Below are 24,844 nucleotides of genomic sequence, written 5' to 3' on the forward strand. Positions count from 1 at the left end.
CGCGTAGGAAACGAACGAATTACCGGGCGTGTTGCCAACCCAACCTACAAAACTCACCCATGATTTCCCACGAATTCAATCACCTCGCTCTGACCACCCTGTTTTGCGGATGCCGTCTAAGCTCTGAAGGTTGGTTTTGCCCTGGTTCACGGAGGATTAAATATGCTGCTGTTGTGGATACTGGTTCTGGTTGTCGGGATAGCCTATTTGGCGCACCGCCGCATCGCCCCCCTGCCCGCCCTGTGCATCGTCGCGGTCTTTGTCGTCGCGATGGGTGCCTTCAGCCGCGCGCCTGGCTGGCTGCTGCTGGTTCTCTGGGTGTTGATCGCTGCCGTCGCGGCGCCGTTGTTGCTGCCCGACCTGCGTCGCAAATACTTCAGCGCGCCGCTGTTCAACTGGTTTCAGAAAACCTTGCCGCCCATGTCACAGACCGAACGCGATGCAATAGACGCCGGCACGGTGTGGTGGGACGGCGAACTGTTCAGCGGTCGTCCGGACTGGGACAAACTGCTGTCTTATCCAAAGGTGCAGTTGAGTGAAGAAGAACAGGCCTTTATCGACGGTCCGACCGAAGAGCTCTGCGCAATGGTCACAGACTGGCAGATCGGACAAGACATGGACTTGCCCGCCGAGGCCTGGGCTCACATCAAGGAAAACGGTTTCTTCGCGCTGATCATCCCCAAGGAGTTTGGTGGCAAGGGCTTCTCAGCTTATGCCCACTCCCAGGTGGCGATGAAACTGGCGACCCGCAGCGGCGACCTCGCGTCCACCGTGATGGTCCCCAACTCCCTCGGCCCGGCCGAACTGCTGTTGCATTACGGCACTGAGGAACAGCGCAACCATTACCTGCCACGGCTGGCCCGCGGCGACGACATTCCCTGCTTCGCATTGACCGGTCCACTGGCGGGTTCCGACGCCGGTGCCATGCCCGACACCGGGGTGATCTGCAAAGGTGAATGGGAAGGCAAGGAAACCCTCGGCCTGCGCCTCAATTGGGAAAAGCGTTACATCACGCTGGGCCCGGTGGCGACCCTGCTCGGCCTGGCCTTCAAGGCCTATGACCCGGACCATTTACTCGGCGACAAGGAAGACCTGGGTATCAGCCTGGCGCTGATCCCGACGGACACAGCCGGTGTTGAAATCGGCCGCCGCCACCTGCCGCTGGGTGCAGCATTCATGAACGGTCCGAACTCTGGCAAAGACGTATTCGTGCCGCTGGACTTCCTCATCGGTGGCCAGGAAATGCTCGGCAAGGGCTGGATGATGCTGATGAACTGCCTGTCGGTCGGGCGCTCGATTTCCCTGCCGGCCGTCGGCACCGGCGCCGCCAAATTCACCAGCCTGGTGACCGGTCAATATGCGCAGGTCCGCGAACAATTCAACGTGCCACTGTCCGCGTTCGAAGGCATTCAGGAAGCCATGGCGCGTATCGGCGGCAACGCCTGGATGATGGACGCGGCGCGGATGCTGACCGCCAACGCAGTCGACCTCGGCGAGAAACCGTCGGTGCTGTCGGCGATTCTCAAGTATCACCTCACCGAACGCGGCCGCGAATGCATCAGCCACGCCATGGATGTTCACGGCGGCAAGGCGATCATCATGGGCCCGAACAACTACCTGGGTCGCAGCTGGAATGGCGCGCCGATTTTCATCACCGTGGAAGGCGCCAACATTCTCTCGCGCAACCTGATGATCTTCGGTCAGGGTGCCATTCGCTGCCATCCGTTCGTGCTCAAGGAAATGGCCCTCGCCGGTCGTGAAGACAAGGACCAGGCCCTCACCGAATTCGATGGCCTGCTGCTCAAGCACATCGGTTTTGCCGTGGGCAACGCCGCCAGCACCCTGGTGCTGAACCTCGGCTTCGGGCACTTAGAACACGCGCCAGGCAACAAGCTCAGCCAGGGTTACTTCCGCGCCCTTAATCGTCAGGCCGCCGCGTTCGCCATGCTCGCGGACTTGAGCATGATGCTGCTGGGCGGTGAGCTGAAACGTCGCGAACGCCTGTCGGCACGGCTTGGGGATGTGCTCAGCAACATGTACCTCGCCTCCGCCGCGCTCAAGCGTTACCACGACCTCGACTCGCCGGAGCATATGGCGCCGCTGTTTACCTGGGCTATGGAAGAGAGTCTTGGCCAGTCGGAGCGAGCGTTGGATGAGTTGCTGAGCAACTTCCCGAACAAGGTACTGGGCTGCCTGTTGCGCGTTATCGTGTTCCCGCTGGGTCGTCGACACAAAGGTCCGTCGGACAAACTCGCTGCCGAAGTGGCCGCAGTGATTGGCCGGGCCAAGGGCGATCCGACGCTCGAAGAGCTGCTGGCCGGTTGCTACCGTCCGCAATCGGCCGATGACGCCGTCGGAGCGCTGCAACATGCATGCAACCTGTTGAACGCCGCCCAGCCGTTGCAGAAAAAGCTGCACGTGGCGCTCAAAAGCGGCCAGGTCAAACCGGCTGCCGGGGAGCACGCGATCGATGCGGCGCTGGAAGCCGGAGTATTGCAGGCGGGTGAGGCGCACTCCCTGCGTGAGGCCGAAGTAGCGCGGCGCAAAGTGATCGACGTCGATGATTTCGCCAAGGAAGAGCTGGCGCGGGCCGAAGGAAAGGTCCGCTGATCAAGTCGACTATCATGTAAAAATGGGCGCGGGGGCTTTATACTCCCGCGCCCGTTTTGCTCTTGAGGACTTATCTCGTGTCCAACGTCGTTGCCGATCATCTCGTCTTGCTTGACCACTTGCGTAGCATCCTGGTCGCCGTGGGTGAGGCCGAACAGGTTCCCGAAGAAAGCCATGCCTTGTTCCTGGAGCGCTTCGACGAACTGCGTGCATTACTGCCGGTCGACCCGATCGAAAGCCAATACCTGGGCCAGGACATTCTGTGCCAGGTGATCACTCGTTACCCGCAAATTGCCCATCTGGTCCCTCGTGACCTGCTGTGGTACTTCGCCGGGGACTGCCTGCATTACATGCCCGATGATGAAATCGACTTGTACCAGGCCCTGGAAGAACGTCGTTTCGAAGCCGAGCAGAACGACGAACCGTTCGACTGGAACCAGGAAAAACAGCTGCTGGCGATGTCGAACGACGAGCCCAAGCACTGATTCCCGGCTGGAAATGCAAAAGGCCCGCATGGTGATTCATGCGGGCCTTTTTTTGTGGCATCTCCGAGTGATGTAGTGTTTGGGCAGCCCCCATCGCGAGCAGGCTCGCTCCCACATTGGCTCTGCGGCGTTCACAAATCTAATGTGGGAGCGGGCTTGCCCGCGAAGAGGCCTTCAGAGCAACCCATCACTCTCGGGTAACTCATACTCCGCCGCCCCCTGGCCCAACGCACTTGGCTTGCCCGGCTTGCTCAGCGTCGGCTCCTTCTCCAGGCATTCCACCAGATAATCAATGAAGACCCGCAATTTCGGTGGCAGATAACGCGTTGGCGAATGCAGCAACCAGGCGCCGCCATGGTAAGACGCCAGAAAGGTCCAGTCCGGCAAGACCTGCACAATCAAACCTTGTTCCAGTGCATAACGCGCGGTGAAGTACGGCAGGCTGCCAATCCCGATGTGCTGCAACACCGCGCCTAATCGCACGCCGGTGTGATTCGCCGCATAGCGTCCGCGCACACCGACTGTGACGGCCTTGGTGCCCTTCTTGAACTTCCAGCGCGCATCGCTTGGAGTTTCACCCAGGTAGATGCAGCTATGGTTGAGCAAGTCGTGCGGATGGGTAGGTGTGCCATGTTCGGCCAGGTATTGCGGTGTCGCGCATAGTAGATGGTCGATGGTCAGCAACTGCCGCCCGACCAGGCCGGCTGGTGGTCGATCGGTAATGCGAATGGCCAGATCGACGTTGTCGTCGATCAGGTCCACCTGCCGATCCTCCAGCAACAACTCCACGTCCACTTTGGGGTAACGCCGCAGAAATTCCGGCATGTGCGGATGAATCACAAATCGACCGACAGCCTTGGGCACGCTGACGCGCACCAGCCCTTCCGCTTCATGGGTGAACTGCCCGCTGATTTCCATCACCGACTTGGCTGCGCTGACCATCTCCTGGCAACGCTTGAACACTTCCTCGCCGCCGTCGCTCAACCGCAGTTTGCGCGTGGTTCGCTGCAGCAGACGTGTGGCCAACGCCTTTTCCAGTCGCGAAATGCTGCGACTGACCGCCGAGGGTGAAGAACCCAATTGACGCGCTGCTTCGGAAAAACTGCCGGTCTCGACAACCTTGACGAAAATCGCCATTTCACCGAGCAGCGGCAGTGGAAGATTTATGCTCACAGCGCAACAGTCCTTTGATGTTTGAACGGATTATCACGCAATTCCACGCTTCATATAATAAAAAAAGAAACTCTAATGAGGACATGGAATATGACGCTTCGCCTCTTTTTCCATAGTGATGACCTCAAGGCCAATGTGGAAGTCCTGGACTGCACCCCCCAGGAGAACGAATTCGCGGTGGTGCTGCGCGCCACGTTGTTTCACCCCCAAGGTGGCGGCCAGCCGTGCGATACCGGCTGGATTGGCGAAAGCCAGGTTCTGCGCGTGGTCCAGGACCCGGACCGCATCATTCATTTCGTCGACCGCCCGGTAAAACCGGGCATGACCCAGATCCGGATTGATGAGCAACGTCGCCAATTCAATTCGCGCATGCATTCGGCCGGCCACCTGATTGGCCATTTTGTCCAGGCACTGGGCTGGATGCCGATCAAGGCCCATCACTGGCCGGGCGAAGGACGCGTGCAGTTCAAACCGGCCGAGTCGGCAAAAGAGGTTGATGCCGGGATGATTCAACAGTGCATCGCGCAATGGGTGGCCGATGACCTGCCGCGCTTGACGTCTTTACGCGAAGGCTCCCGGGAAATTGGATTCGGTGAACTGCCCGCCTACGGCTGCGGTGGCACCCATGTACGTAGCCTGAAGGATTTGGGCACGGTCACGATCGCGTCCCTTTCACTGAAGAAGGGAACGCTGTCAGTCCACTACAGCGTGGATTGAGCTTTCGGGCGATGCCGTCCCCGCATCGCCTGACGCCGGGGGAGCCTGCGTTCGCGGGTTCTGTTGACTATCTGATAGATGGACCTAAGACATGATGCTTGACGTCGAGCGTCTCGATGAGACGTGCATAAAAAAGCTGGCCAACGAAGAAGTCCTCGCCATCCGCGTCAAAGGCTTATTGCCCCAGCCGCTGGCGAAGCAGATTGGCGACAAGATCCTTGCGCCGGGCTTCGAAGGCTATATCAATGCGCCCAGTATTGGCCGCATCGGCATGGCGTTCTATGAAGCGGAAAACCAGCCGCTGCTGATCGAGGATTACTTCGAGCGTGCCTCGCGCAACATCGCCGAGTTGCGCAACCGTTGCGCGCCTTACTCGTCCCCGGTCGACACCCTGCGCTGCATGCTCGATGAAACCTGGCCTGCGGGTGCGCATCTGGAAAATCTCTACGGTCGCAAAATGTATGTCGGGCTGTCCCGGGTGGTGAAACCCGGGGTCTGCTTCCTTGCCCATCACGACATTTTCGCCAAGGACGCCCCGGACAGTTTTCAGGCCAGGAGCCTGGAAGCGCAGTTCGCCTGCAACGTCTACCTGAGCATGCCGACCCAGGGCGGTGCATTGCAGATGTGGGACCACGACATTTCTGCGGACCAGTTCGACGAAATGCGCGGCGACAGTTACGGCATCGACCCCGACCTGCTCGGCACTCCGACACTGGAGATTCGTCCCGAGCCGGGTGATTTCATCATGTTCAATTCGCGCCGCATGCACTCGGTGACGCCGGGGCTGGAAGATCCGCGCTTGAGCCTTTCGTTCTTTGTCGGCTATCGCGGCAATGCGTCACCCCTTACCTTTTGGAGTTGAGATGCTTTCGAATTACCTGGGCGAGTTCCTGGCGCTGGCGACTATTCACTTCCTGGCAGTCGTCGCACCCGGACCGGACTTCGCCGTCACCATCCGTCAGAGTGTGCGTTTCGGTCGACTGGTCGGAATCTGCACAGCGCTGGGCATCGGTGCGGGCATTTCCGTGCATGTGCTTTACACCCTGCTCGGGGTCGGGGCGCTGATGCACTCGACGCCCTGGCTGCTGACCGTGGCCAAAGTCATCGGTGGCGCCTATATCTTGTACCTCGGTGTCAGCCTGTTGCGCAGCAAACCCAAGTCGGCGCTTGAGGGTGACAAGGTCGCCGACGAACCGGTCATCGAGCAAACGCTGCTGAAGGCATTCACCACCGGGTTTCTCACCAACGCGACCAACCCCAAGGCGACCCTGTTTTTCCTGGCGATTTTCACCACCATCATCAGTGCCACGACGCCACTGAAGATCCAGGCGCTCTACGGCGTGTGGATGTGCTTGGTCAATGCGTTGTGGTTTGTGATCGTCGCATTGTTCTTTTCCAGTGCCCGGGTGCGCTTGCTGTTCATGCGCATGGGGCATTGGTTTGAACGGACCATGGGGGTGATTCTGATTTTGTTCGCCGGGCGCCTGATTCTGTCGATGTAAGACCTGCGCCCACGCAAAAGGCCCGCGCAGTCTGACTGGCGGGCCTTTTTCGTTTGTGCGTCGCTTTTGCATTTTTGTGCGACAGATCCCGCTTCAAGGGCTGCCCTATAGCGCCTTCATGAGTTAGCTTGGAAACGTTTCTGTCTCATCGATCAGATATTTCTCACAAATTGCCTGCAAAGGAATGCCCTCAACAATGAATTTCTCATTCAAGCACCTGGCTGCGTCAACCCTGATAATGGCCAGCCTGTCGTCGTTCGCACTGACCGCACACGCCAACATCACCCAGCAACAGAGCGCGGCCATCCTCAAGACGTTCAGTGATGCATCAGTCACGGATTTCAGGCAGTTCCTGGGTGGGCTGGCCAAAAGCGACCTGGCCAACACCAGTGACCTCAATCCGGCCATCAGTGCCTTCCTCGACAACAAGACCCTTTCAGCTGAACAGCAGAACGAGATCCATCGCCTGCTGGGCCTGTATACGCGGGTGAAATATGGCAAGGCTGCCACCGAGACCCTGCGCGAATTGGTGGCCATTCCGACCTTCCAAGTGAACGGCGTTGCCCAGCACGACAATCCGGAATTCATCAAGATCGCCGACAAGATCAAGAGCCTGGCCCAGGCGTTCAACCTGAACTTCCGCAACATCGACAACCGCGTCTATGAAATTTCCCTCGAAGGCAGTGGTGACGAAGTCGTGGGCATTCACGCCCATGCCGACGTAGTCCCCGTGACACCGGAGAACTGGGTATTGAAAGACGGCACCAAACTCGATCCGTTCAAGGTCACGCTGATCGGCGACCGCATGTATGGCCGGGGCACCGAGGATGACAAAAACGGCATCGTGGTGGCGCTGTACGCCATGAAAGTGATCAAGGAAGAGAAGCTGCCGCTGGCCAGGAATTTCAAGCTGTTGGTCGACACCACCGAAGAAACCACCGGCGACGCCATTCCCTATTACTTCGAACATAACCCAACACCCAACTACAACTTGGCGCTGGATGGCGGCTATCCGGTAGTGATTGCCGAGAAAGGCTACGGCACCGTCATGGCCAACTTTGCCAAACGCAAGGCGGATGGCAAAGGCGCTGAGATCATATCGATGACGGGCGGCATGGCCACCAACCAGATTCCGTCGACATCGGTTGCGACCCTTTTGAGCGATAAGCCTGCCGAACTGGCTGCCAGCTTGAACAAGGCTGGCGCAGCTTATGCCAAGGGCAATGGCGGCAACTTCGAGGTCAGCGCCAAAGTCGTCGGCAAAGACGTCAAGCTGACAGTCACCGGCGTTTCAGCCCACTCCTCCGAGCCTGAGTCAGGCGTTAACCCGGTGTCCAGGATGCTGGGTTTCATCAACAGCCTTGACGGCAAAGTCGCGCTCAAGCACAACCACATCACCGACGCTGCCCGCTATGCCGCCGACAACTGGGGGCTGGATTACCTGGGCACAAATCTGGGCGTCGGCTTCTCCGATGCGTTCATGGGGCCGCTGACCGCTTCCCTGACCTACGTCGCCATGGATGAAAAAGTCTTCAAGCTTGCAGTTAATCTGCGGGTGCCAAAGGGCAAATCCCCGGAAACGCTCAAGACCGAAATCGCCAACAAGCTGAGTGCCTGGAGCAACAAGACCCACATCACTCCTGCGATCGACTACTCGATCGCCGAGCCGATGTACCGCAATCCTGAGGGCGAATGGGTCAAGGCCTTGCTGGCCGTGTCCAGCGAAAACCTGGGCATGGAGCACAAGTTCGGTACTTCCGCCGGCGCCACTTCGGTCCATGAATTGCCCAATGGCGTGCAATTTGGTTTGGCCAGACCCGAGAATAAATACACGGGACACACCGACAATGAGTTCAAGACCGTCGACCAGTTCCTGCTGGACCTGCAGATCGTAACCGAGATGATGGGACGTATCGGGCAGTTGCCGACGCTCTGATTGCCTTGTTGGGTCCGCTGTTCTGGCGGGCCCAACGTTTGAGCGACTTGATTGCGACGAGCAGTCGATCAGCAAAAGGCAAAAAACGCACAAACAAAAACGCCGCTCATTACTGAGCGGCGTTTTCGTTAAATATGGAGCGGGAAACGAGACTCGAACTCGCGACCCCGACCTTGGCAAGGTCGTGCTCTACCAACTGAGCTATTCCCGCAAATGGCGTCCCCTAGGGGACTCGAACCCCTGTTACCGCCGTGAAAGGGCGGTGTCCTAGGCCACTAGACGAAGGGGACACGCTAACTGAAACACATGGTGTGTATTTCAGTGCCCAAATCCGCATCCGAAGATGTCGGCTCTGGCTTCACTCAGCCCTGCCCGAAAGCAACGCTGCTTAAAATTGGAGCGGGAAACGAGACTCGAACTCGCGACCCCGACCTTGGCAAGGTCGTGCTCTACCAACTGAGCTATTCCCGCATTGGCGTCCCCTAGGGGACTCGAACCCCTGTTACCGCCGTGAAAGGGCGGTGTCCTAGGCCACTAGACGAAGGGGACACACGTACAACATTCACTCCCTACCGCGTTTCGCTGTGTGCTTTACGCTGTAAGTGGCGCGCATTCTATGGATGGATTGAGGGGTCGTCAACCCCCTGATATAAATTTATTTAAATCAATGACTTCGCCCTGCTTTACGAAGCGATTCGGGCTTTTCCGTCTGACGGCCTTGAGTGGCTATATTCCGATACCCGGCAAGACGTTATAGTCGACGGCAACGGAGTAATGGCAATCTGCTTCATATTTGCCACCACTTATATAAGCGCAATCGCGGCCGATACAGATAGAGCCACAACCGATCCAACTCGTCGAGCGGCCCTATGCGTCCAAATGCCAAGCTACTACACTCGATCGCGAACCCTATAAAGAGGTCTTACCGGTGACACCACTCATGATCACCCTGCTAGTCGTAGCCGGGATCGCACTATTGATCGCCATTGGCTACATGAACCATGTGGTGGAAAACAACAAGCTGGAAAAGGCCCGTACCAAGGTTGAACTCAACGACCGCCTGCGTCGCTGTGGTGAAATCACCGAGACCTTCCCTGGCCAGTTGATGACGCCGGCGCTCAAGCTGCTGCTGACTCGCCTGGAACTGAACGTCTGCCAGCGCCTGCTCAACCTGGAAAAAACCAGCACCAACCTCAAGGCCCGCATCAGCGAACTGCAGGCCCTCGTCGCCCAAGGCGAATCGATCCCGGTCAACAACCCACCGGCCCCGATCCAGACCGAAGCCAAAGCCAAGGACGTGCGCTTTCTGCTCGAAGCCCTGCATGGCCAAATCACCCGTGCCGCCCAAGACGGTTTCCTGCCGACCAACGAAGCCAAGCGCTGGATCCGCGAAGTGCGCCACATTCTGGTGCTGCTGCACATCGAGTTCTTCAACAACCTTGGCCAGCAATGCCTGCAACAGAACCAGCCAGGCCAGGCCCGCCTTGCTTTCGAACGCGGCGTGCAATACCTGCGCAAACAACAGGAACCCCAGGCCTACGCCGAACAACTCGAATACCTGGAAAAACTCCTGGCACGCGCCAACGCCATGGTGATGGACAACATCGCAGCGGTTGAAAGCGAAACAAACCAATTGAACGAAGGCCTCAAAGAAGTCGAGGCAGATGCGGACTGGAAGAAGAAAGTGATCTACGACTGATCAAAAAAATTAAAGAAGCCACCGCAAGGTGGCTTTTTTTTGGGTTGGATTTGATTAGGAAATACATCCGAAGAGACAGGGTTGGCTGTCAGGCCGCCATCGCTGGCAAGCCAGCTCCCACAGGTTCGGTGTACACCTGCAAGAGATTGGTCGGCTGGCAGGCCGCCATCGCTGCGATGCTGCGACCCGACAGGCCAGCTCCCACAGTAAATCGAGGCGTACCGCCCGCTCTTCACCACTCAATAGGCCGAGCGGTAGCTCGCCTGCAGCTCTTGATCTTGATCCACCCGCCCCTTCGGGAGGCTGAGTGGAGGCGTTCATCTGGGGGGCAGGCGCGTAGCGCCGTTCGACGAAGTCGAACACATCGAGAGGAGGTTGAAGCGAAGCCAACCGGAGGCGATGCCCCCAGATGAATGCCGGAACGAAGGAACACCGAGCCCCAGCGAGGGGCCGGACGCCGGGGCAAGACCTTTTGGTTCCTTTTGGGGCGTTTGCCAAAAGGGACTCGCCGTAAGGGCGAAACCGCCAGCCGCCATCACCGCAGCAACGGATATACACCCATTCAACAACAGCATGGTCGGCCCAAAGGCCGCCACTACACCGCGCAAATGGTCAGAGCCGAAAGTGCCCCACCATCCCCTTCAACTCAACCCCCAACTGCGCCAACTCAATACTCGACGCCGCATTCCCCTGCATCGCCAGCGAAGACTGATCCGCACTCGCACGGATACTCGTCACACTGCGATTAATCTCCTCAGCCACCGAACTCTGCTCCTCGGCTGCCGCAGCAATCTGCTGGTTCATCTGCTGAATCAACGACACCGCCGCCGCAATACTCCCCAACGCACTCTCAGTCTGCAAAGCGTCACTCACCGCCAGCTTAACCAACTCACCACTGCTCTGAATCTGTCGCACCGACGACTGCGCCGCCGAACGCAGGGCACTCACCAGACGCTCGATCTCCTCAGTCGACTGCTGAGTCCGCTTGGCCAGTGCCCGAACCTCATCAGCCACCACCGCAAACCCCCTGCCCTGCTCACCGGCCCGCGCGGCCTCGATAGCCGCATTGAGCGCCAACAGATTGGTTTGCTCGGCAACACTTTTGATCACACTGAGCACCGTGCCGATGTTCTGAATTTCCGCACTCAAGCTTTCGATACTCGAACTCGCCGAAGTCGCCGAATCCGCCAGCTGCTCAATCCGCGCCATACTCTGACGCACCACCTGCTGGCCGCTTTCAACCTTGTCATCGGCCGTCTGCGCAGCTTGCGCAGCTTCCTCGGCGTTACGCGCAACATCGTGCACCGTCGCCGTCATCTGATTCATCGCCGTGGCAACCTGCTCGGTTTCTTCCTTCTGACTGCTGACCTCAAGGTTGGTCTGCTCGGTCACCGCCGACAGCGACTGTGCCGAGCTCGCCAACTGCTCGATGCCGGCCTGCAAGCCACTAACGATGGTGCTCAGGCCAGCCCCCATCTGTTGCATCGCCTGCATCAACTGGCCGATCTCGTCACGGCGCGTCACTTCGACCGTTGCACTCAAGTCGCCAGCGGCGATCTGCTGAGCCACACGGATCACACTGCGCAGCGGCGCCACGATCAAACGGGTAATCACCCATGCCGCAATCAACCCCACCAGCAACGCCAGCGCCGACGACCCGATGATCAGCATTGAATTCTTTTTCAGCTCGGTCTGCATCGACTGATCTTCGGCGACATAGGCCTGATCCACCCGCTCCATCACCTGCGCGGCGCGCTGGTGCAACTGCTCGTAGACGGTTTTTTCCTGGGCCAACAGGCCGGTGTATTCAGCCAGCTTTTCGCTGAAACCGCCGATGTGGCCAGACACTTCATTAAGGACTGTCAGATAGCCCTCATCCTTGACCGTGCTTTTCAACTGCTCGGCCTGAGCCAGCGCCTGATCGGCCTGCTCGATCTTGCCCTGGCCTGCGCTGTCGTCACCCTTGCGGCTCTGGTCCAGACGCACGCGCGCTTCATTCATGGCCTGTAGCATCAACCGTGACACCTGGCTGACCTGACTGGCCTGCTCGATAAATTGCCCGCCGTCCTTGCCCTCGGACTGTTTCAAGGTATAGGCGCCGTCATCAGCCAGCCCGGACTGCAGCACATCAAGGTTATTGGCCACGCTGGACACCGACCAACTGGCCATTTCCAGCGCCAGATCCTTGGCCTGGCTCAGCGAGACGAACTCGTCGAACGCCTTGCGATAAGCCCCCAGAGACTGCTCGACGTCGTTCATCACCGGCACATTGGCGGCCGTTTGAGCCTTGAGTTGAGTCGCCAGGGCGACCAAGGCGTCTACGCCTTCGCGCAGCGCATCAGCGGTCTTCGGATTGCCGTGCAAGGCGTACTCCTGCTCCAGCAGTCGCACTTTGAGCAAGCCACTGTTGAGCGACGACATCTGCTTGAGCCCGTCGAAGCGATGACTGATGGTTTGCAGGGACCATACGCCGATGGCTGCCACCAGTGCTGTCAGCAGCAGCACCAATAAAAACCCTACACCCATTTTTTTCGCCATACCGAGGTTGGCAAAACGTCCTTGCACGGCCGAAATCATTGCGCTTAGTCCCCTGACATAGTCTGTTGAAGCAGATTCGCAATGGGCATACGCCAACACAAGTCTCTGGCGTCGGAATAATGGCAAAAAGCTACGCCCACGTCGTTTTCAGAACGCTTAAGGTCGATTCAGAGTAGTGGCCTGAAAAAATGCCCGGGCGCGAGGATCACACGCATACGCCACGTTGATACGCTGCCAGTCGCCAGGTTCACCGCCGGGGTTGAATGCGCTGGCGGAAGACAGCAACACACCAAAACGCCGGGCTTGCGTGCGCACCTGAGCATAGTCGGACATCCGTGATCGCGCCCAGATGAACAAGCCTGCGTCGGGCTTGCCGAAGACCTCCCATTCGGCGTCCTCGAGCACTTGCAGGGCGGCCTGCCGGTCAGTGTTCAAACGCAGGCGCTGGCGTTGAACCAGTTTGCGATAGGCGCCGCTGGCCAACAGACAAGCCAGCACCGATTCGCCGAACCTTGAGGCACCCATACTGCTGATCATCTTGACCTCGGCCAGCCGCGAAATAACCTCGCTACCGGCCACGACAAAGCCGAGCCGCAATGAACTGCTGAGGGTTTTGGAGTAGCTGCCGACGTAAATCACGTGGTCATCGATACCCAACGCGGCGAGGCGAGTGCCGGGGCCACTGTGCAAGTCCGCATAAACGTCATCTTCGATCACCAGCACCCCATGGGTTTTGGTCAGTTGCGCAATTTGCCGCGCCACCACGGGTGCAAGGCTGCTGCCCGTAGGGTTGTGGCAGAAGCTGTTGATGAACAGCGCACGGGGGCGGTACTTCGCCAACAGCGTTTGAAGCACCTGCACATCTGGCCCGAGCGGGGTGCGCGGCACCTCGATCATCTGCACACCGTGCAGCCTGAGCAGATCGAACAACAGCGAATAACCCGGACGTTCCACCACCACGCAATCCCCGGGATTGAGCAAAGTGCGCACGATCAGGTCGAGGCCGTGACTGGCTCCGGCTGTCGTCAGGATGCGGTTCTCGTCGACTTCAATGCTGAGCAGTTCGAGGCGTTTGCGAATCTGCTGGCGCAAGACCGGCAACCCCAGGGAGGTGCTGTAGCTGAACAGCCCGGCCATATCGGTACGGCTGACCTGACGAATCGCGTAGCTCAGATCGTCCGTTTCCCGCCAGCGTTCGGGCAAACCGCCGCAACCCAGTTTGAGTTCGCCCGCAGCGCCGCCGTGCTTCATCTCAGCGCCCTCGAACCACGGACAATCCTGTTGTTCCTGAGCGACCGGCGCAGGAATGGCAACAATGAAACCGGCGCGATGGCGCGATGCCAGAACGCCCTCGGCCACCAGGCGCTCGCAGGCTTCGACGACGCAAGACTGACTGAGCAGATTGACCCTCGCGATGTGCCGCGCCGAAGGCAGACGCGCTCCCGGCATCAGCTCGTTATGACGCACCCAGCCAGCCAATGCGTCAACGATTTGCTGTACGACCGGCACCAATGCCTGTCGATCAATTCTCAATTCCATGAGCAAGCAAACTCCTGTCCATTTGCGGGAAACAGTTAATCACAGGTGTGCCGGATCGGCTGTGCGACAACGCCGCCAAAACCCTCGGTTCTAACCATTTGAAACACATTGTCGGGCCCTTTCCCGCGACCATGAAAAAGCCCGCACGGATGCGGGCTTTTTCCTACTCGGCAAGTCCTGGTTTTTAGAACGCCGTGACGCCACCATCTACCGCCAGCGAGTGACCGGTGGTGAACGCCGCGCCGTCGCTGCACAGGTACAGCACGGCGCTGGCAATTTCCTCGACCTTGCCGATGCGCCCGACCGGGTGCATCGCGTTGGCAAACTCGCCCTTCTTCGGGTCCGCTTCGTAGGCTCGGCGGAACATGTCGGTGTCGATCACCGCCGGGCAGACCGCATTCACGCGAATCTTTTTCTTGGCATACTCGATGGCCGCTGACTTGGTCAGGCCGATCACCGCATGTTTCGATGCCGCATAAATGCTCATCTTCGGCGCGGCTCCAAGGCCTGCTACCGAAGCGGTGTTGACGATGGCACCGCCGCCTTGGGCCAGCAGCAAGGGCAACTGGTACTTCATGCACAACCAGACGCCTTTGACATTGACGCCCATGATCGCGTCGAACTCGTCAAGGGTGCCGTCGGCCAATTTGCCTTTCTCGATCTCGATGCCCGCGTTGTTGAAGGCATAGTCCAGACGGCCGTATGTCTTCACCACTTCGTCCATCAGATGTTTGACTTCGCTTTCCACCGTGACGTTGCAGCGCACGAAGGTCGCTTCGCCGCCCGCCGTACGAATCAACGCTACGGTGCCTTCGCCTCCGGCCGTGTCGAGGTCGGCCACCACCACTTTCAACCCTTCAGCGGCGAATGCCTGGGCGGTCGCGCGGCCAATACCGTTGGCAGCGCCGGTCACAACAGCGACCTGGCCGGAAAACGTCATGCTCATTGTTATGTCCTCTGGAAGAAGATGCGGGGGATCACGTGTTCCCAGTCTAGGCACAGGGCTTTCGACACGGCAGCACTATCAGAGGCCCGGTTGGGTGACCATGAGTTGCAGTGATAGAACTGCCGCATCGACTATCACTGCACTGGATTGATGTGCATTCGCCACATCAGCCGACCTTGCGGCTTCGATCATGAAGGTCTATCAACAAGGCTTCATTCATCTTGAGTGCCTGTCATGACTACCCAGACCAATCGCCAATTCCTGCTCGCCAAACGACCGGTGGGCGCGGCGACCCGCGAGACCTTCACCTATAAGGAAGTACCGGTCGGCGAACCGGCCGCGGGTCAGATCCTGGTCAAAAACGAATACCTGTCCCTCGACCCGGCGATGCGTGGCTGGATGAACGAAGGCAAGTCCTACATTCCACCGGTCGGTATCGGTGAAGTCATGCGCGCATTGGGCGTAGGCAAAGTCGTTGCCTCGAACAATCCCGGCTTTGCGGTCGGGGACTACGTCAACGGCGCCTTGGGTGTGCAGGATTATTTCCTTGGCGAGCCACGGGGTTTCTACAAGGTCGATCCTAAACTGGCGCCACTGCCGCGCTACCTGTCCGCCCTGGGCATGACCGGCATGACCGCTTATTTCGCCCTGCTCGAAGTCGGCGCCCCCAAAGAAGGTGACACCGTAGTGCTGTCAGGCGCGGCCGGTGCAGTGGGCAGCATTGCCGGGCAGATTGCCAAGATCAAAGGCTGTCGCGTGATTGGCATCGCGGGCGGCGCGGACAAGTGCAAATTCCTGATCGACGAACTGGGGTTCGACGGCGCCATCGACTACAAAAACGAAGACGTGCATGCCGGACTCAAGCGTGAATGCCCGAAAGGCGTCGACGTGTACTTCGACAACGTTGGCGGCGATATTCTCGACGCGGTTCTGAGCCGCATCAACATGAAGGCGCGGGTAGTGATTTGCGGTGCCATCAGCCAATACAACAACAAGGAAGCGGTCAAGGGTCCGGCCAACTACCTGGCATTGCTGGTCAATCGCGCGCGAATGGAAGGTTTTGTGGTGATGGACTATGCCGCGCAGTTCGCCGCCGCCGGACAGGAAATGGCCGGCTGGATGGCCAAGGGGCAGCTCAAGAGCAAGGAAGATATCGTTGAAGGTCTGGAGACGTTCCCGGAGACGCTGATGAAATTGTTCAGCGGCGAGAATTTCGGGAAGCTCGTACTGAAGGTCTAACCCAGTATCTGAAAAAACCACAAAACCCGTGGGAGCGGGCTTGCCCGCGATGGCGGTATATCAGTCAACATTACAATCGACTGACACGCCCTCATCGCGGGCAAGCCCGCTCCCACAGGGTCCGCGGTGTTTAGGCGATTTCAGCCACTACGTCGGCCAACGCCTTGGCCGGATCGGCCGCCTGGCTGATCGGACGGCCGATCACCAGATAATCGGAACCGGCATCCAGCGCCTGACGCGGTGTCAGGATACGGCGCTGATCGTCCTGGGCACTGCCCGCCGGGCGAATCCCCGGGGTCACCAGTTGCAGCGACGGGTGAGCCGATTTCAAGGCCTGGGCTTCCAGGGCCGAGCACACCAGACCGTCCATTCCGGCTTTTTCCGCCAGTGCTGCCAGGCGCAGCACTTGCTCCTGCGGTTCGATATCCAGGCCGATACCCGCCAGATCCTCACGCTCCATGCTGGTCAGCACGGTCACGCCGATCAATAGCGGCTTGGGGCCGGTGCGCCGGTCGAGCACTTCACGACAGGCCGCCATCATGCGCAGGCCGCCGGAGCAATGCACATTGACCATCCACACGCCCATTTCCGCTGCCGCTTTGACCGCCATGGCGGTGGTGTTCGGAATGTCGTGGAACTTGAGGTCCAGGAACACTTCGAAGCCCTTGTCGCGCAAGGTGCCGACGATTTCCGAGGCGCAGCTGGTGAACAGTTCCTTGCCGACTTTTACCCGGCACAGTTTCGGGTCCAACTGATCGGCCAGCTTCAGTGCGGCGTCACGGGTGGGGAAATCCAGGGCGACGATGATAGGAGTCTGGCAGACGGACATGTGCGGGCTCTCAGGCAGGACGAAATCGGCGCGCATTGTAGCGGAACCAGCGCCGCTGCGGGACCCGATGATCGGTAAATCGTCCCGAAGACTCAGGCAAGACTAGCTGCTGCGCCGATTGTGTCGAGCCTGATACACACCCGACACGCCCACAACACCCTTCATCGCTACCTTCGGCAGCCGCAACACGTCCTTACAGCACTTCCCGCCTCCGGGCCGGACGCCTATGCTGAAGCCACAACCTCGCAGCCCATCTTTGTGGTTGGCAGCCTACCTGGCAGATGAACGCACGCATGCACAGCACCCCAGCACCTTTGAACGACGATCAAAAAGCGCCCGGCGACGACAAGCGCTGGAGCATTCGCGCCCTGATCGTCGACGATGACGTCCCGATCCGCGAGTTGATGATCGACTATCTCGCCCGGTTCAACATTCACGCCAGCGGCGTCACCGACGGTGCCGCGATGCGCCTGGCGCTGCAAGCCGAGCATTTCGACGTGGTGGTGCTCGACCTGATGCTGCCTGGCGAAGACGGATTGTCGTTGTGCCGCTGGCTGCGCGCAGAATCGGACATTCCGATCCTGATGCTGACCGCGCGCTGCGAGCCCACCGACCGGATCATCGGCCTCGAGCTGGGTGCCGACGACTATATGGCCAAACCGTTCGAACCGCGCGAACTGGTCGCGCGGATTCAGACCATTCTGCGTCGGGTGCGCGACGATCGTACTGAACAGCGTGCGAACATTCGCTTCGACAACTGGCGCCTGAACAGCGTGCTGCGCCAATTGATCGCGGCCGATGGCCTTGTCGTGCCGCTGTCCAACGCCGAATTCCGCCTGCTCTGGGTGTTCATCGAACGTCCGCGCCGGGTGCTCAGCCGCGAACAACTGCTCGATGCCGCCCGCGGGCGCTCGATCGAAGCCTTTGATCGCAGCATCGACTTGCTGGTCTCGCGCTTGCGCCAGAAGCTGGGCGATGACCCCAAAGCCCCACAGTTGATCAAAACCGTTCGCGGTGAAGGTTACCTGTTCGACGCACGAGACATCGGCTGATGCGGGCGCGCTTCGATACGCTGTTCGGCCGTCTGTTTGGCGTGCTGCTGCTGGCGATCATCCTGGCGCACCTGTTGGCGTTTGCCTGGTTTCACCATTACGGCCCGCCGCCGCCCCCACCGCCGCCTGAGTTTTCCCAAGGCATCGACGGGCAGCGTCCACCGATGGGCCCGCGCTTCGAAAACCGGCCACCGCGACCGTGGTTCGGCGGCCCCTTGGTACCACTGACCTTCCAGTGTGTCTCGTTGATCATTGCCGCCTGGTACGGCGCCAAGTTGCTCAGCCGGCCGATCCAGCGTTTAAGCGACGCCGCCGAGCGCCTGAGTGAAAACCTCGACAGCGCGCCACTGGAGGAGTCCGGGCCACGGGAAGCCCGGCAAGCGGCCTACACCTTTAACTTGATGCAAAAACGCATTATCGAACAAGTGCAGCAGCGCTCGCGGATGCTCGGCGCAGTATCCCACGACCTGCGTACGCCGCTGTCTCGTCTCAAGCTGCGGCTGGAGAAAATCGACGACGACAAGTTGCAGGGCCAGATGCGTCAGGACCTGGATGACATGATCGGCATGCTCGACGCCACCCTCACTTATCTGCACGAGCAGCGCACCAGTGAGGCTCGGCAGTGGATGGATGTGCAAGCGTTGGTGGAGTCCTTGAGCGAAAACGCCCAGGACCAGGGCGCCGACGTCCAGGCCAGCGGCCACTGCGCGCCGCTGCAAGTGCAGCCGATGGCCTTGCGCTCGTGCATCAATAATCTGTTGGACAACGCCTTGCGCTATGCCGGGCAGGCGCTGATCACACTTGAAGACAATCGTGACCTTCTGGTGATCCGAGTCATCGATCACGGCCCGGGTATTGCCGCGGATAAACGTGAAGCGGTGTTCGAGCCGTTCTTTCGCCTGGAGGGTTCGCGTAACCGCAACTCCGGTGGCGTCGGCCTGGGCATGACCATCGCCCGCGAAGCGGCGGAACGGCTAGGTGGGCAATTGAGTCTGGAAGAAACCCTCGGTGGTGGCCTGACCGCCGTCATCCGCCTGCCCCGCGCCTGAACCAAACATACATACCCTGTGGGAGCGGGCTTGCCCGCGATGAGGGCGTGTCAGTCGATATCAATGTTGCCTGATACACCGCTATCGCGGGCAAGCCCGCTCCCACAGGGTCGGGGTTTAACCTGAGATTTGTGTGTTGCGAACGGTACAAATCCCACATACCGACGACAACTTGCCCCTTGAGGCTGCATAAGCCGGTGCACCCACCGGTTTTCCATTCCAGGGAGTGAGTCCAATGATCGGTAGCGTCAGCAATTACACCGCCTATACCAGCGCCAGCACCGCCACAACCAACAGTGCCCGCAGCCAACAATTCCAGAAAGAACTGTTCGCCAAGCTCGACAGCAATAGCGACGGGGCGGTGGATCAGGGCGAATTGAAAAGCGCGCTTTCGCAAAAATCCGACGATGGCCTGTTGGTCAGCCTGAGCAAAAACTTCGCCAAGCTCGACAGCGACAGCAGCGGCAACCTGAGCAGCGAAGAAATGGCCGCAATGGCGCCGCCGACGCCATCGCAGCATGACCAGCCACCGAGCACTGAACTGGCCGACACACTGATCAGCGCCCTGGACGCCAACGGTGACGGTGCCATCAGCAGCGACGAACTGAGCAACGGCCTGAGCAACGCCGGTAGCAGTGCCAACAGCAAAGACATCTTCTCGGCCCTGGACAAGAACGAAGACGGCACCGTCAGCAAGGATGAGCTGACCGCCAGCCTGACGCCGCCTCCACCGCCGCAACAGGTCTCCAGCGACGCACTGTTCAGCCAGCTCGATACCGACAGCGATGGCAGCGTGACCGCCACTGAACTGAGCAGCGCGTTGCAGGCGAGCAACAGCACGTCATCGACCAGCACCGACACCAGCACGGCGTTACTCAAAGCGCTGGACAGTGACAGCAGCGGTGGCGTCAGCAGCGATGAACTCAAAGCTGCATTGCAAGCAGGTCGCGAGAAAACCAGCGACAGTTCCACCGGTCAGTTCAACGTCAATGAAGCGCTGAACAAGATGATCGCCAATCTGAGCAAGCAGTATTCGCTCGATAACGTGGCGAGTGTGGGCAAGTACCTGAACATGTCGACCTGAATCAAAAGCACCGCGGGCAAACCCGCTCCCACAGGAATCCGGATGAAAACACATAACGTGTGAACACCGCGCAATACTGTGGGAGCGGGCTTGCCCGCGATGAGGCCCTGAGCCTCAACGAAAAACCTTAAGGTCGGCGATCTTCGACCCGCGCCTGACTTTTGCTCCAGTCAGTCAACAGACTGTACGCAACCGCCAGTAACGTCGGCCCGATGAACAACCCGATAAACCCGAAAGCAATCAACCCGCCAAACACGCCAAGCAATACGATCACCAGCGGCAAATTTCCGCCCCGGCTGATCAGGTACGGCTTCAGCACGTTGTCGACGCCGCTGATGATGAATGTCCCCCAAATCCCGAGGAACACCGCCATTCCGTATTCGCCCTTCCAGGCCAGCCACGCGGTGGCCGGAATCCAGACCAGGGGTGGCCCCATCGGAATCAGGCTCAGCAAGAACGTCACGATGCCTAGCACCAGAGCCCCGGGCACCCCGGCAATCAGGAACCCGATCAACGCGAGCAGCGCCTGCGCCGCGGCTGTCCCGATCACCCCGTTCACCACCCGCTGCACCGTCCCCGCCACCAATTCGATGTAATAACCGGCGCGGTCACCGATCAGCCGTTCCAGCAAGCCATGAACAAATGCCGCCAACCGTGGCCCGTCCCGGTAGAAAAAGAACACGAAAACAATGCTCAGCGTCAGCTCGAGAATCCCGCCACCGATCTGTGCACTGCGCGCCAGCAACCAGTTGCCGACCTGCCCCAGATAAGGTTTGACGGCCACCATCGCCGCCGCGCCCTGCTGGTCGATACTGTTCCAGATCACCACCAGCCGTGCGCCGACCAAGGGAACGCTGCCCAGCCAGACCGGTGCTTCAGGCAGACCGTCGACCTGTACATCCTTGATGAATGCCGTGGCATCGCGCACATGGTCTGCCAGGTTGAAGCCCAGCCATACCAGCGGCACCGCCACCAGCAACATCCAGCCGAGGGTCAGCAGCGCCGCCGCCAGGGACTCTCGACCGTTGAGCCAGCGGGTCAGCAAACGCATCAACGGCCAACTGGCAAACGCCAGCACCGCGCCCCAGAACAGCGCCGACCAAAACGGCGCCATCACCCAGAAGCTCGCGCCAAACAGCACCAGGAGCAGAATCTGCACCAACAGCCGATCGTTATTGGGCATGTAAAGTCTCAAGAAAAGTCAGTCAATCAAAAGTAAGCGAACGCGGGGTGCGCGTTCGCCTATCAAGCTTATCGCAACAGTTCGATGTGCAGGCCAGAGCCTTCGGCGCTACCGGTTTCCATGCGCGCCGCACGCACGCCCTGCCCGATCAGCGCTTGTCGCCAGGCTTCGGCCTTGGCCCCTGAAACACTGATGCGCAACGTGGTGTCCAGGTTCAACCCACGGGAAATCAAACGCAACCAGGTCTCATCAGGATCGGCACTCAGCTTGGGAAAATCGAGTTCACCCGTGCTTTTGAGCTGTCGCAGCAAGGTTGCCGAGGTCGGCTGCAAATCACCCAGCGGCGCTGCGGCGTCGAATTGTTCGACATGCAGATACGCTTTGCGATTGCCGCGCGTGATGCCGTAAAGCGCGACGAGCGTGTTGTCCTTTGGCGCGGCCAGACGCAGCAGCAAGTACGCCTGCTGGTCGTCGGCACCATAGAGTTTGGCGTTGGTGAACACTTCATTGGCCCACAGGCTGCTTTCGCCGCAATCGCGCGCCTGGCACCAGAACAGCAGCTCGGCGCCCTGCTTTTGCAAGGCTTCGCGGGCGGCCGTAAAGGCTTCCGTGGAGGTGTGTTCCGCCGGCAGCTCGTAGGTCACCGACGTGGTTTGCCCCCGGGCGCTGACCTGACCGTCGAAACGCAGCTGGCCGCTGATCTTGCGGATCGAGCCCAGCGGATAGATCCGCTCGAGTTCCACCGCCGGACGATAGTCGACGATCTGCGCATCGGCCAGACGCGGCACGATCGGCAAGTCCTGACTGCCCGGGACATCGGCGGCAAACAACAAGGGACTGAAACAACACAGCGCCAACACACTGAATGAACGCATGAATGGACTCATCGGATCAGCATGGCCTGGGCACCCTTGATGATACTGGCGTCATCGGTACGCTCCGGCACCAGCAAACCACGCTGCACCGCCGGACGCGCCTCCAGGGTCGCCATCCAGCGTTGCAAGGCCGTCAGGCCCTCCACCGAGACACCGGACCACTCATGGCCGCGGACCCACGGGAAGGTGGCGATGTCGGCAATGCTGTACTCGCCGGCCAGAAACTCCACGGCTTGCAGGCGCGTGTCGAGCACTTCATAGAGGCGACGGGTTTCATGTTGATAACGATCAATGGCGCCCTGGAGCTTTTCCGGGAAATAGCGGAAAAACACATTGGCCTGGCCCTGCATCGGACCGATCCCGCCCATCTGGAACATCAGCCACTGCAACACCACCGAGCGCCCTTTGGGGTCCTGGGGCATCAGCTTGCCGCTGAGTTCTGCGAGGTAAATCAGGATGGCGCCGGATTCGAACACGGCAAAATCGCCGTTGTCGCGGTCAACAATCGCCGGAATCCGGCCATTGGGATTGATCTTGAGGAAATCCTCGGACTTCTGTTCCTTTTTGTCGAAACTCAAGGCATGCACCGTGTAGGGCAGGCCGAGTTCCTCGAGCACGATAGAGACCTTGTGGCCATTCGGGGTCGCAGCGGTGTAGAGATCTATCATGGTTGTCTCCCATTTCAACCCGCCCAGCCTCGACAGTTGCCCGGCGCAAGTCAAGGAACGGCGAAGAACCGATTGAAACAGTCTGCGACAAGGTCGGCGCCGGGTTCATCATTGAGGTGCAAATGATGGCCGCCTGGCAGCTGTTCACGGCTAAAGGGTAGACGCTCCAGCAATTCAGGATGCTTGGCGAGCATGCCGTCGGCTGCAACCACCAACAGCGCAGGACAACTGACCCGCTGGACGAAGGCCATGGCCTGTTCGGTTGTCAGACGCAGCGGCGATGGCAGCGTGAGGCGGTTGTCGGTGCGCCAGGTGTAACCGCCCGGCACGGGCATCAATCCGCGCTGGGCCAACAGTTCGGCAGCCTCGCGACTGACCGCCACCAGACCTTTCATGCGCGCCTCGATGGCACGGTCCAGCGTGGTGTAAACCGGTTTGCGCTTCTCCTGGAGATCCAGTTGCGCCTGCAGGGCCATGCCCATGCGTTCAGCGGCATTTTCGCCTTTGTCTGTAGGAGGAATGACTCCGTCGATCAACGCCAGGTGCGTAACGCGCTCCGGCATCGACCCGGCGATGATCAACGAAGCGATCGCGCCCATGGAATGCCCCATCAGGGCAAATCGCTTCAGTCCAAGCTGTTCGGCGACTTGCAGCACGTCATGGGCGTAGTCCCACATCGCGTAACCGGCACCGGGCGGTCGATGCCCGGAATGACCGTGGCCGGCCATGTCCAGCGCGATGATGCGCAGGCCTTTGAGCTTTGGCGCCAACCGGGCGAAGCTATTGGCGTTGTCCAGCCAGCCGTGCAAGGCAATCACCGGCAAACCGTCTTCGGGGCCGAACAAGTGCGCCGCCAGTTCGATGTGCGGCAGGCTCAGGCGAACTTCTTCGACGACGTGGTTCATGCGCAATCCTGCTGACGACGACCTTCCCAGCGGCTGAACAGGTTTTTCAGCAGCGTGGCGGTGTCCTGTGGACGTTCGAGGGGAAACATGTGGCCGCCGGGCATCGTCAAGGACTCACCCAGCGGCATGCGCCCGACGGAGCTTGCGTGATGGCGCATCACCACGCGGCTCTTGTGCCCGCGAACCACCGCCAGCGGCACTTTCAACTGTCGGGCACGGCCGGGACTGGTGTGCGGCACGCCGCGGTAGATGCTGATTTCCGTGGCCGGGTCGAAGCGCAGGCGCAGCTTGTCGCCGACCTTTTGCAAACCGTGTTGCAGGTAGGCGTCGAAGCACTCGGGATCAAAGCCACGGAACAGGGTTTTGCCGGCGAAATAGAGTCGCGCCGCTTCCAGGTCAGCGAATTCTTCCCGCCGCCCCAGCGTGCGGCCAGCGGGCGTCAGGCGATCAATAAAACCGAAGCGCTTGGCGGCGCGAATCACCCATTGATCGGCGCGGGTCAGCACCGGCGAATCGAGCATCACCACACCCCGGTACAACTCTGGGCAACGCAACGCCGCGTGCAGGTGCAACACGCCACCGAAGGAATGGCCGACGCCCCACACCGGTTCCGGTTGTTGCTTGAGGTGATGGATCAGTTCGTCCACCAGGTTGTGCCAGTTATCGTCCGCCGGAAAACGCGGGTCGTGGGCGTGCTGTTCCAGGTGCGTCACCTGGTACTCGGGCGCCAGCGCCGCGAACAACTTGCCGTAGGTTCCTGAAGGAAAGCCATTGGCGTGGGCGAAAAAGATCTGTTGCGACATACCGGTCGATCC

The 24,844-nt window shown here is 59.8% G+C and carries 21 protein-coding genes, 4 tRNA genes and 1 pseudogene; 11 read left to right on the forward strand and 15 right to left on the reverse strand.

The window, feature by feature from the left end:
- Positions 1 to 162 precede the first annotated feature (162 nt).
- Together BLQ41_RS27235 and BLQ41_RS27240 are read left to right on the forward strand one after the other, a co-directional pair.
- Entirely contained in the window at positions 163 to 2,610 is a 2,448-nt protein-coding gene (locus BLQ41_RS27235; RefSeq protein ID WP_090186829.1) for an acyl-CoA dehydrogenase, read from the forward strand.
- Positions 2,611 to 2,687: 77 nt separating this feature from the next.
- On the forward strand, positions 2,688 to 3,095 hold the full coding sequence (locus BLQ41_RS27240; RefSeq protein ID WP_010461909.1) for a PA2817 family protein: 408 nt from the start codon (positions 2,688 to 2,690) through the stop codon (positions 3,093 to 3,095).
- Between the two features lie 174 nt (positions 3,096 to 3,269).
- On the opposite strand, the gene BLQ41_RS27245 is transcribed toward BLQ41_RS27240, so the two are convergent.
- Positions 3,270 to 4,268: a LysR family transcriptional regulator gene (locus BLQ41_RS27245; RefSeq protein ID WP_090186831.1), complete on the reverse strand. Its 999-nt coding sequence runs from the start codon at positions 4,266 to 4,268 to the stop codon at positions 3,270 to 3,272.
- Positions 4,269 to 4,358: 90 nt separating this feature from the next.
- On the opposite strand from BLQ41_RS27245, the gene BLQ41_RS27250 reads away from it, so the two are divergent.
- From BLQ41_RS27250 to BLQ41_RS27265, 4 genes are all read left to right on the forward strand, one after another.
- On the forward strand, positions 4,359 to 4,985 hold the full coding sequence (locus tag BLQ41_RS27250; protein ID WP_090186834.1) for an alanyl-tRNA editing protein: 627 nt from the start codon (positions 4,359 to 4,361) through the stop codon (positions 4,983 to 4,985).
- 91 nt (positions 4,986 to 5,076) lie between these two features.
- Positions 5,077 to 5,847, forward strand: coding sequence for a 2OG-Fe(II) oxygenase (locus BLQ41_RS27255; protein WP_090186836.1), 771 nt, complete (start codon positions 5,077 to 5,079; stop codon positions 5,845 to 5,847).
- Position 5,848: 1 nt separating this feature from the next.
- Positions 5,849 to 6,487, forward strand: coding sequence for a LysE family translocator (locus tag BLQ41_RS27260; protein ID WP_090186839.1), 639 nt, complete (start codon positions 5,849 to 5,851; stop codon positions 6,485 to 6,487).
- A gap of 196 nt (positions 6,488 to 6,683) precedes the next feature.
- Positions 6,684 to 8,423 (forward strand): dipeptidase, encoded by a 1,740-nt coding sequence (locus BLQ41_RS27265; RefSeq protein ID WP_090186842.1) that lies wholly within the window; start codon positions 6,684 to 6,686, stop codon positions 8,421 to 8,423.
- A gap of 135 nt (positions 8,424 to 8,558) precedes the next feature.
- Here BLQ41_RS27265 and BLQ41_RS27270 read toward each other — a convergent pair.
- From BLQ41_RS27270 to BLQ41_RS27285, 4 genes are all read right to left on the reverse strand, one after another.
- Positions 8,559 to 8,634: transfer RNA gene (locus tag BLQ41_RS27270), tRNA-Gly, on the reverse strand.
- 3 nt (positions 8,635 to 8,637) lie between these two features.
- Positions 8,638 to 8,713, reverse strand: a tRNA-Glu gene (locus BLQ41_RS27275).
- A gap of 105 nt (positions 8,714 to 8,818) precedes the next feature.
- Positions 8,819 to 8,894: transfer RNA gene (locus BLQ41_RS27280), tRNA-Gly, on the reverse strand.
- 2 nt (positions 8,895 to 8,896) lie between these two features.
- Positions 8,897 to 8,972 (reverse strand) — tRNA-Glu (locus BLQ41_RS27285).
- Positions 8,973 to 9,351: 379 nt separating this feature from the next.
- On the opposite strand from BLQ41_RS27285, the gene BLQ41_RS27290 reads away from it, so the two are divergent.
- Positions 9,352 to 10,122 carry a hypothetical protein gene (locus BLQ41_RS27290; RefSeq protein ID WP_090186845.1) on the forward strand — a complete coding sequence of 257 codons (771 nt, stop codon included), beginning with the start codon at positions 9,352 to 9,354 and terminating at the stop codon, positions 10,120 to 10,122.
- A gap of 612 nt (positions 10,123 to 10,734) precedes the next feature.
- Here BLQ41_RS27290 and BLQ41_RS31490 read toward each other — a convergent pair.
- The 4 genes and pseudogenes from BLQ41_RS31490 to BLQ41_RS27310 form a co-directional block, all read right to left on the reverse strand.
- Entirely contained in the window at positions 10,735 to 11,616 is an 882-nt protein-coding gene (locus tag BLQ41_RS31490) for a methyl-accepting chemotaxis protein (protein WP_408003524.1), read from the reverse strand.
- A pseudogene (locus tag BLQ41_RS31495) lies at positions 11,596 to 12,699 on the reverse strand (HAMP domain-containing protein); the annotation flags it as partial. The gene BLQ41_RS31490 and the pseudogene BLQ41_RS31495, both read right to left, overlap by 21 nt.
- Positions 12,700 to 12,816: 117 nt before the next feature.
- Positions 12,817 to 14,199 (reverse strand): aminotransferase-like domain-containing protein, encoded by a 1,383-nt coding sequence (locus BLQ41_RS27305; RefSeq protein ID WP_090186850.1) that lies wholly within the window; start codon positions 14,197 to 14,199, stop codon positions 12,817 to 12,819.
- A 184-nt stretch (positions 14,200 to 14,383) separates the two neighbouring features.
- Complete coding sequence (locus BLQ41_RS27310) at positions 14,384 to 15,145, reverse strand: SDR family oxidoreductase (RefSeq protein ID WP_090186852.1); 762 nt, start codon at positions 15,143 to 15,145, stop codon at positions 14,384 to 14,386.
- Positions 15,146 to 15,379: 234 nt separating this feature from the next.
- Between BLQ41_RS27310 and BLQ41_RS27315 the strand changes: the two genes are divergently transcribed.
- Entirely contained in the window at positions 15,380 to 16,384 is a 1,005-nt protein-coding gene (locus BLQ41_RS27315) for an NADP-dependent oxidoreductase (RefSeq protein ID WP_090186855.1), read from the forward strand.
- A gap of 130 nt (positions 16,385 to 16,514) precedes the next feature.
- On the opposite strand, the gene pyrF is transcribed toward BLQ41_RS27315, so the two are convergent.
- The gene (gene pyrF, locus BLQ41_RS27320) at positions 16,515 to 17,213 is read right to left on the reverse strand and encodes an orotidine-5'-phosphate decarboxylase (RefSeq protein ID WP_167360510.1); all 699 of its coding nucleotides are present in this window, start codon (positions 17,211 to 17,213) and stop codon (positions 16,515 to 16,517) included.
- A gap of 293 nt (positions 17,214 to 17,506) precedes the next feature.
- Between pyrF and BLQ41_RS27325 the strand changes: the two genes are divergently transcribed.
- From BLQ41_RS27325 to xopAW, 3 genes are all read left to right on the forward strand, one after another.
- Entirely contained in the window at positions 17,507 to 18,265 is a 759-nt protein-coding gene (locus tag BLQ41_RS27325; protein WP_090186861.1) for a response regulator, read from the forward strand.
- Positions 18,265 to 19,314 carry a sensor histidine kinase gene (locus BLQ41_RS27330; RefSeq protein ID WP_090186864.1) on the forward strand — a complete coding sequence of 350 codons (1,050 nt, stop codon included), beginning with the start codon at positions 18,265 to 18,267 and terminating at the stop codon, positions 19,312 to 19,314. Before BLQ41_RS27325 ends, BLQ41_RS27330 begins: the two co-directional genes overlap by 1 nt.
- Positions 19,315 to 19,549: 235 nt before the next feature.
- A complete protein-coding gene (gene xopAW / locus BLQ41_RS27335; protein WP_090186867.1) occupies positions 19,550 to 20,398 on the forward strand; it encodes an EF-hand domain-containing protein in 849 nt (282 codons plus the stop codon).
- Positions 20,399 to 20,525: 127 nt separating this feature from the next.
- Here xopAW and BLQ41_RS27340 read toward each other — a convergent pair whose 3' ends face one another.
- From BLQ41_RS27340 to BLQ41_RS27360, 5 genes are all read right to left on the reverse strand, one after another.
- On the reverse strand, positions 20,526 to 21,581 hold the full coding sequence (locus BLQ41_RS27340; RefSeq protein ID WP_090186869.1) for an AI-2E family transporter: 1,056 nt from the start codon (positions 21,579 to 21,581) through the stop codon (positions 20,526 to 20,528).
- Between the two features lie 68 nt (positions 21,582 to 21,649).
- Positions 21,650 to 22,456: a DUF4892 domain-containing protein gene (locus tag BLQ41_RS27345; RefSeq protein ID WP_090186872.1), complete on the reverse strand. Its 807-nt coding sequence runs from the start codon at positions 22,454 to 22,456 to the stop codon at positions 21,650 to 21,652.
- Positions 22,457 to 22,464: 8 nt separating this feature from the next.
- On the reverse strand, positions 22,465 to 23,124 hold the full coding sequence (locus BLQ41_RS27350) for a glutathione S-transferase family protein (RefSeq protein ID WP_090186874.1): 660 nt from the start codon (positions 23,122 to 23,124) through the stop codon (positions 22,465 to 22,467).
- A 50-nt stretch (positions 23,125 to 23,174) separates the two neighbouring features.
- Positions 23,175 to 24,029 carry an alpha/beta hydrolase gene (locus BLQ41_RS27355; protein WP_090186877.1) on the reverse strand — a complete coding sequence of 285 codons (855 nt, stop codon included), beginning with the start codon at positions 24,027 to 24,029 and terminating at the stop codon, positions 23,175 to 23,177.
- Positions 24,026 to 24,832 (reverse strand): alpha/beta fold hydrolase, encoded by an 807-nt coding sequence (locus BLQ41_RS27360; protein ID WP_090186881.1) that lies wholly within the window; start codon positions 24,830 to 24,832, stop codon positions 24,026 to 24,028. The genes BLQ41_RS27355 and BLQ41_RS27360 overlap by 4 nt, the downstream gene beginning before the upstream one ends.
- Positions 24,833 to 24,844 lie beyond the last annotated feature (12 nt).

The sequence above is a fragment of the Pseudomonas arsenicoxydans genome (assembly GCF_900103875.1).
GTDB classification, from domain to species: domain Bacteria; phylum Pseudomonadota; class Gammaproteobacteria; order Pseudomonadales; family Pseudomonadaceae; genus Aquipseudomonas; species Aquipseudomonas arsenicoxydans.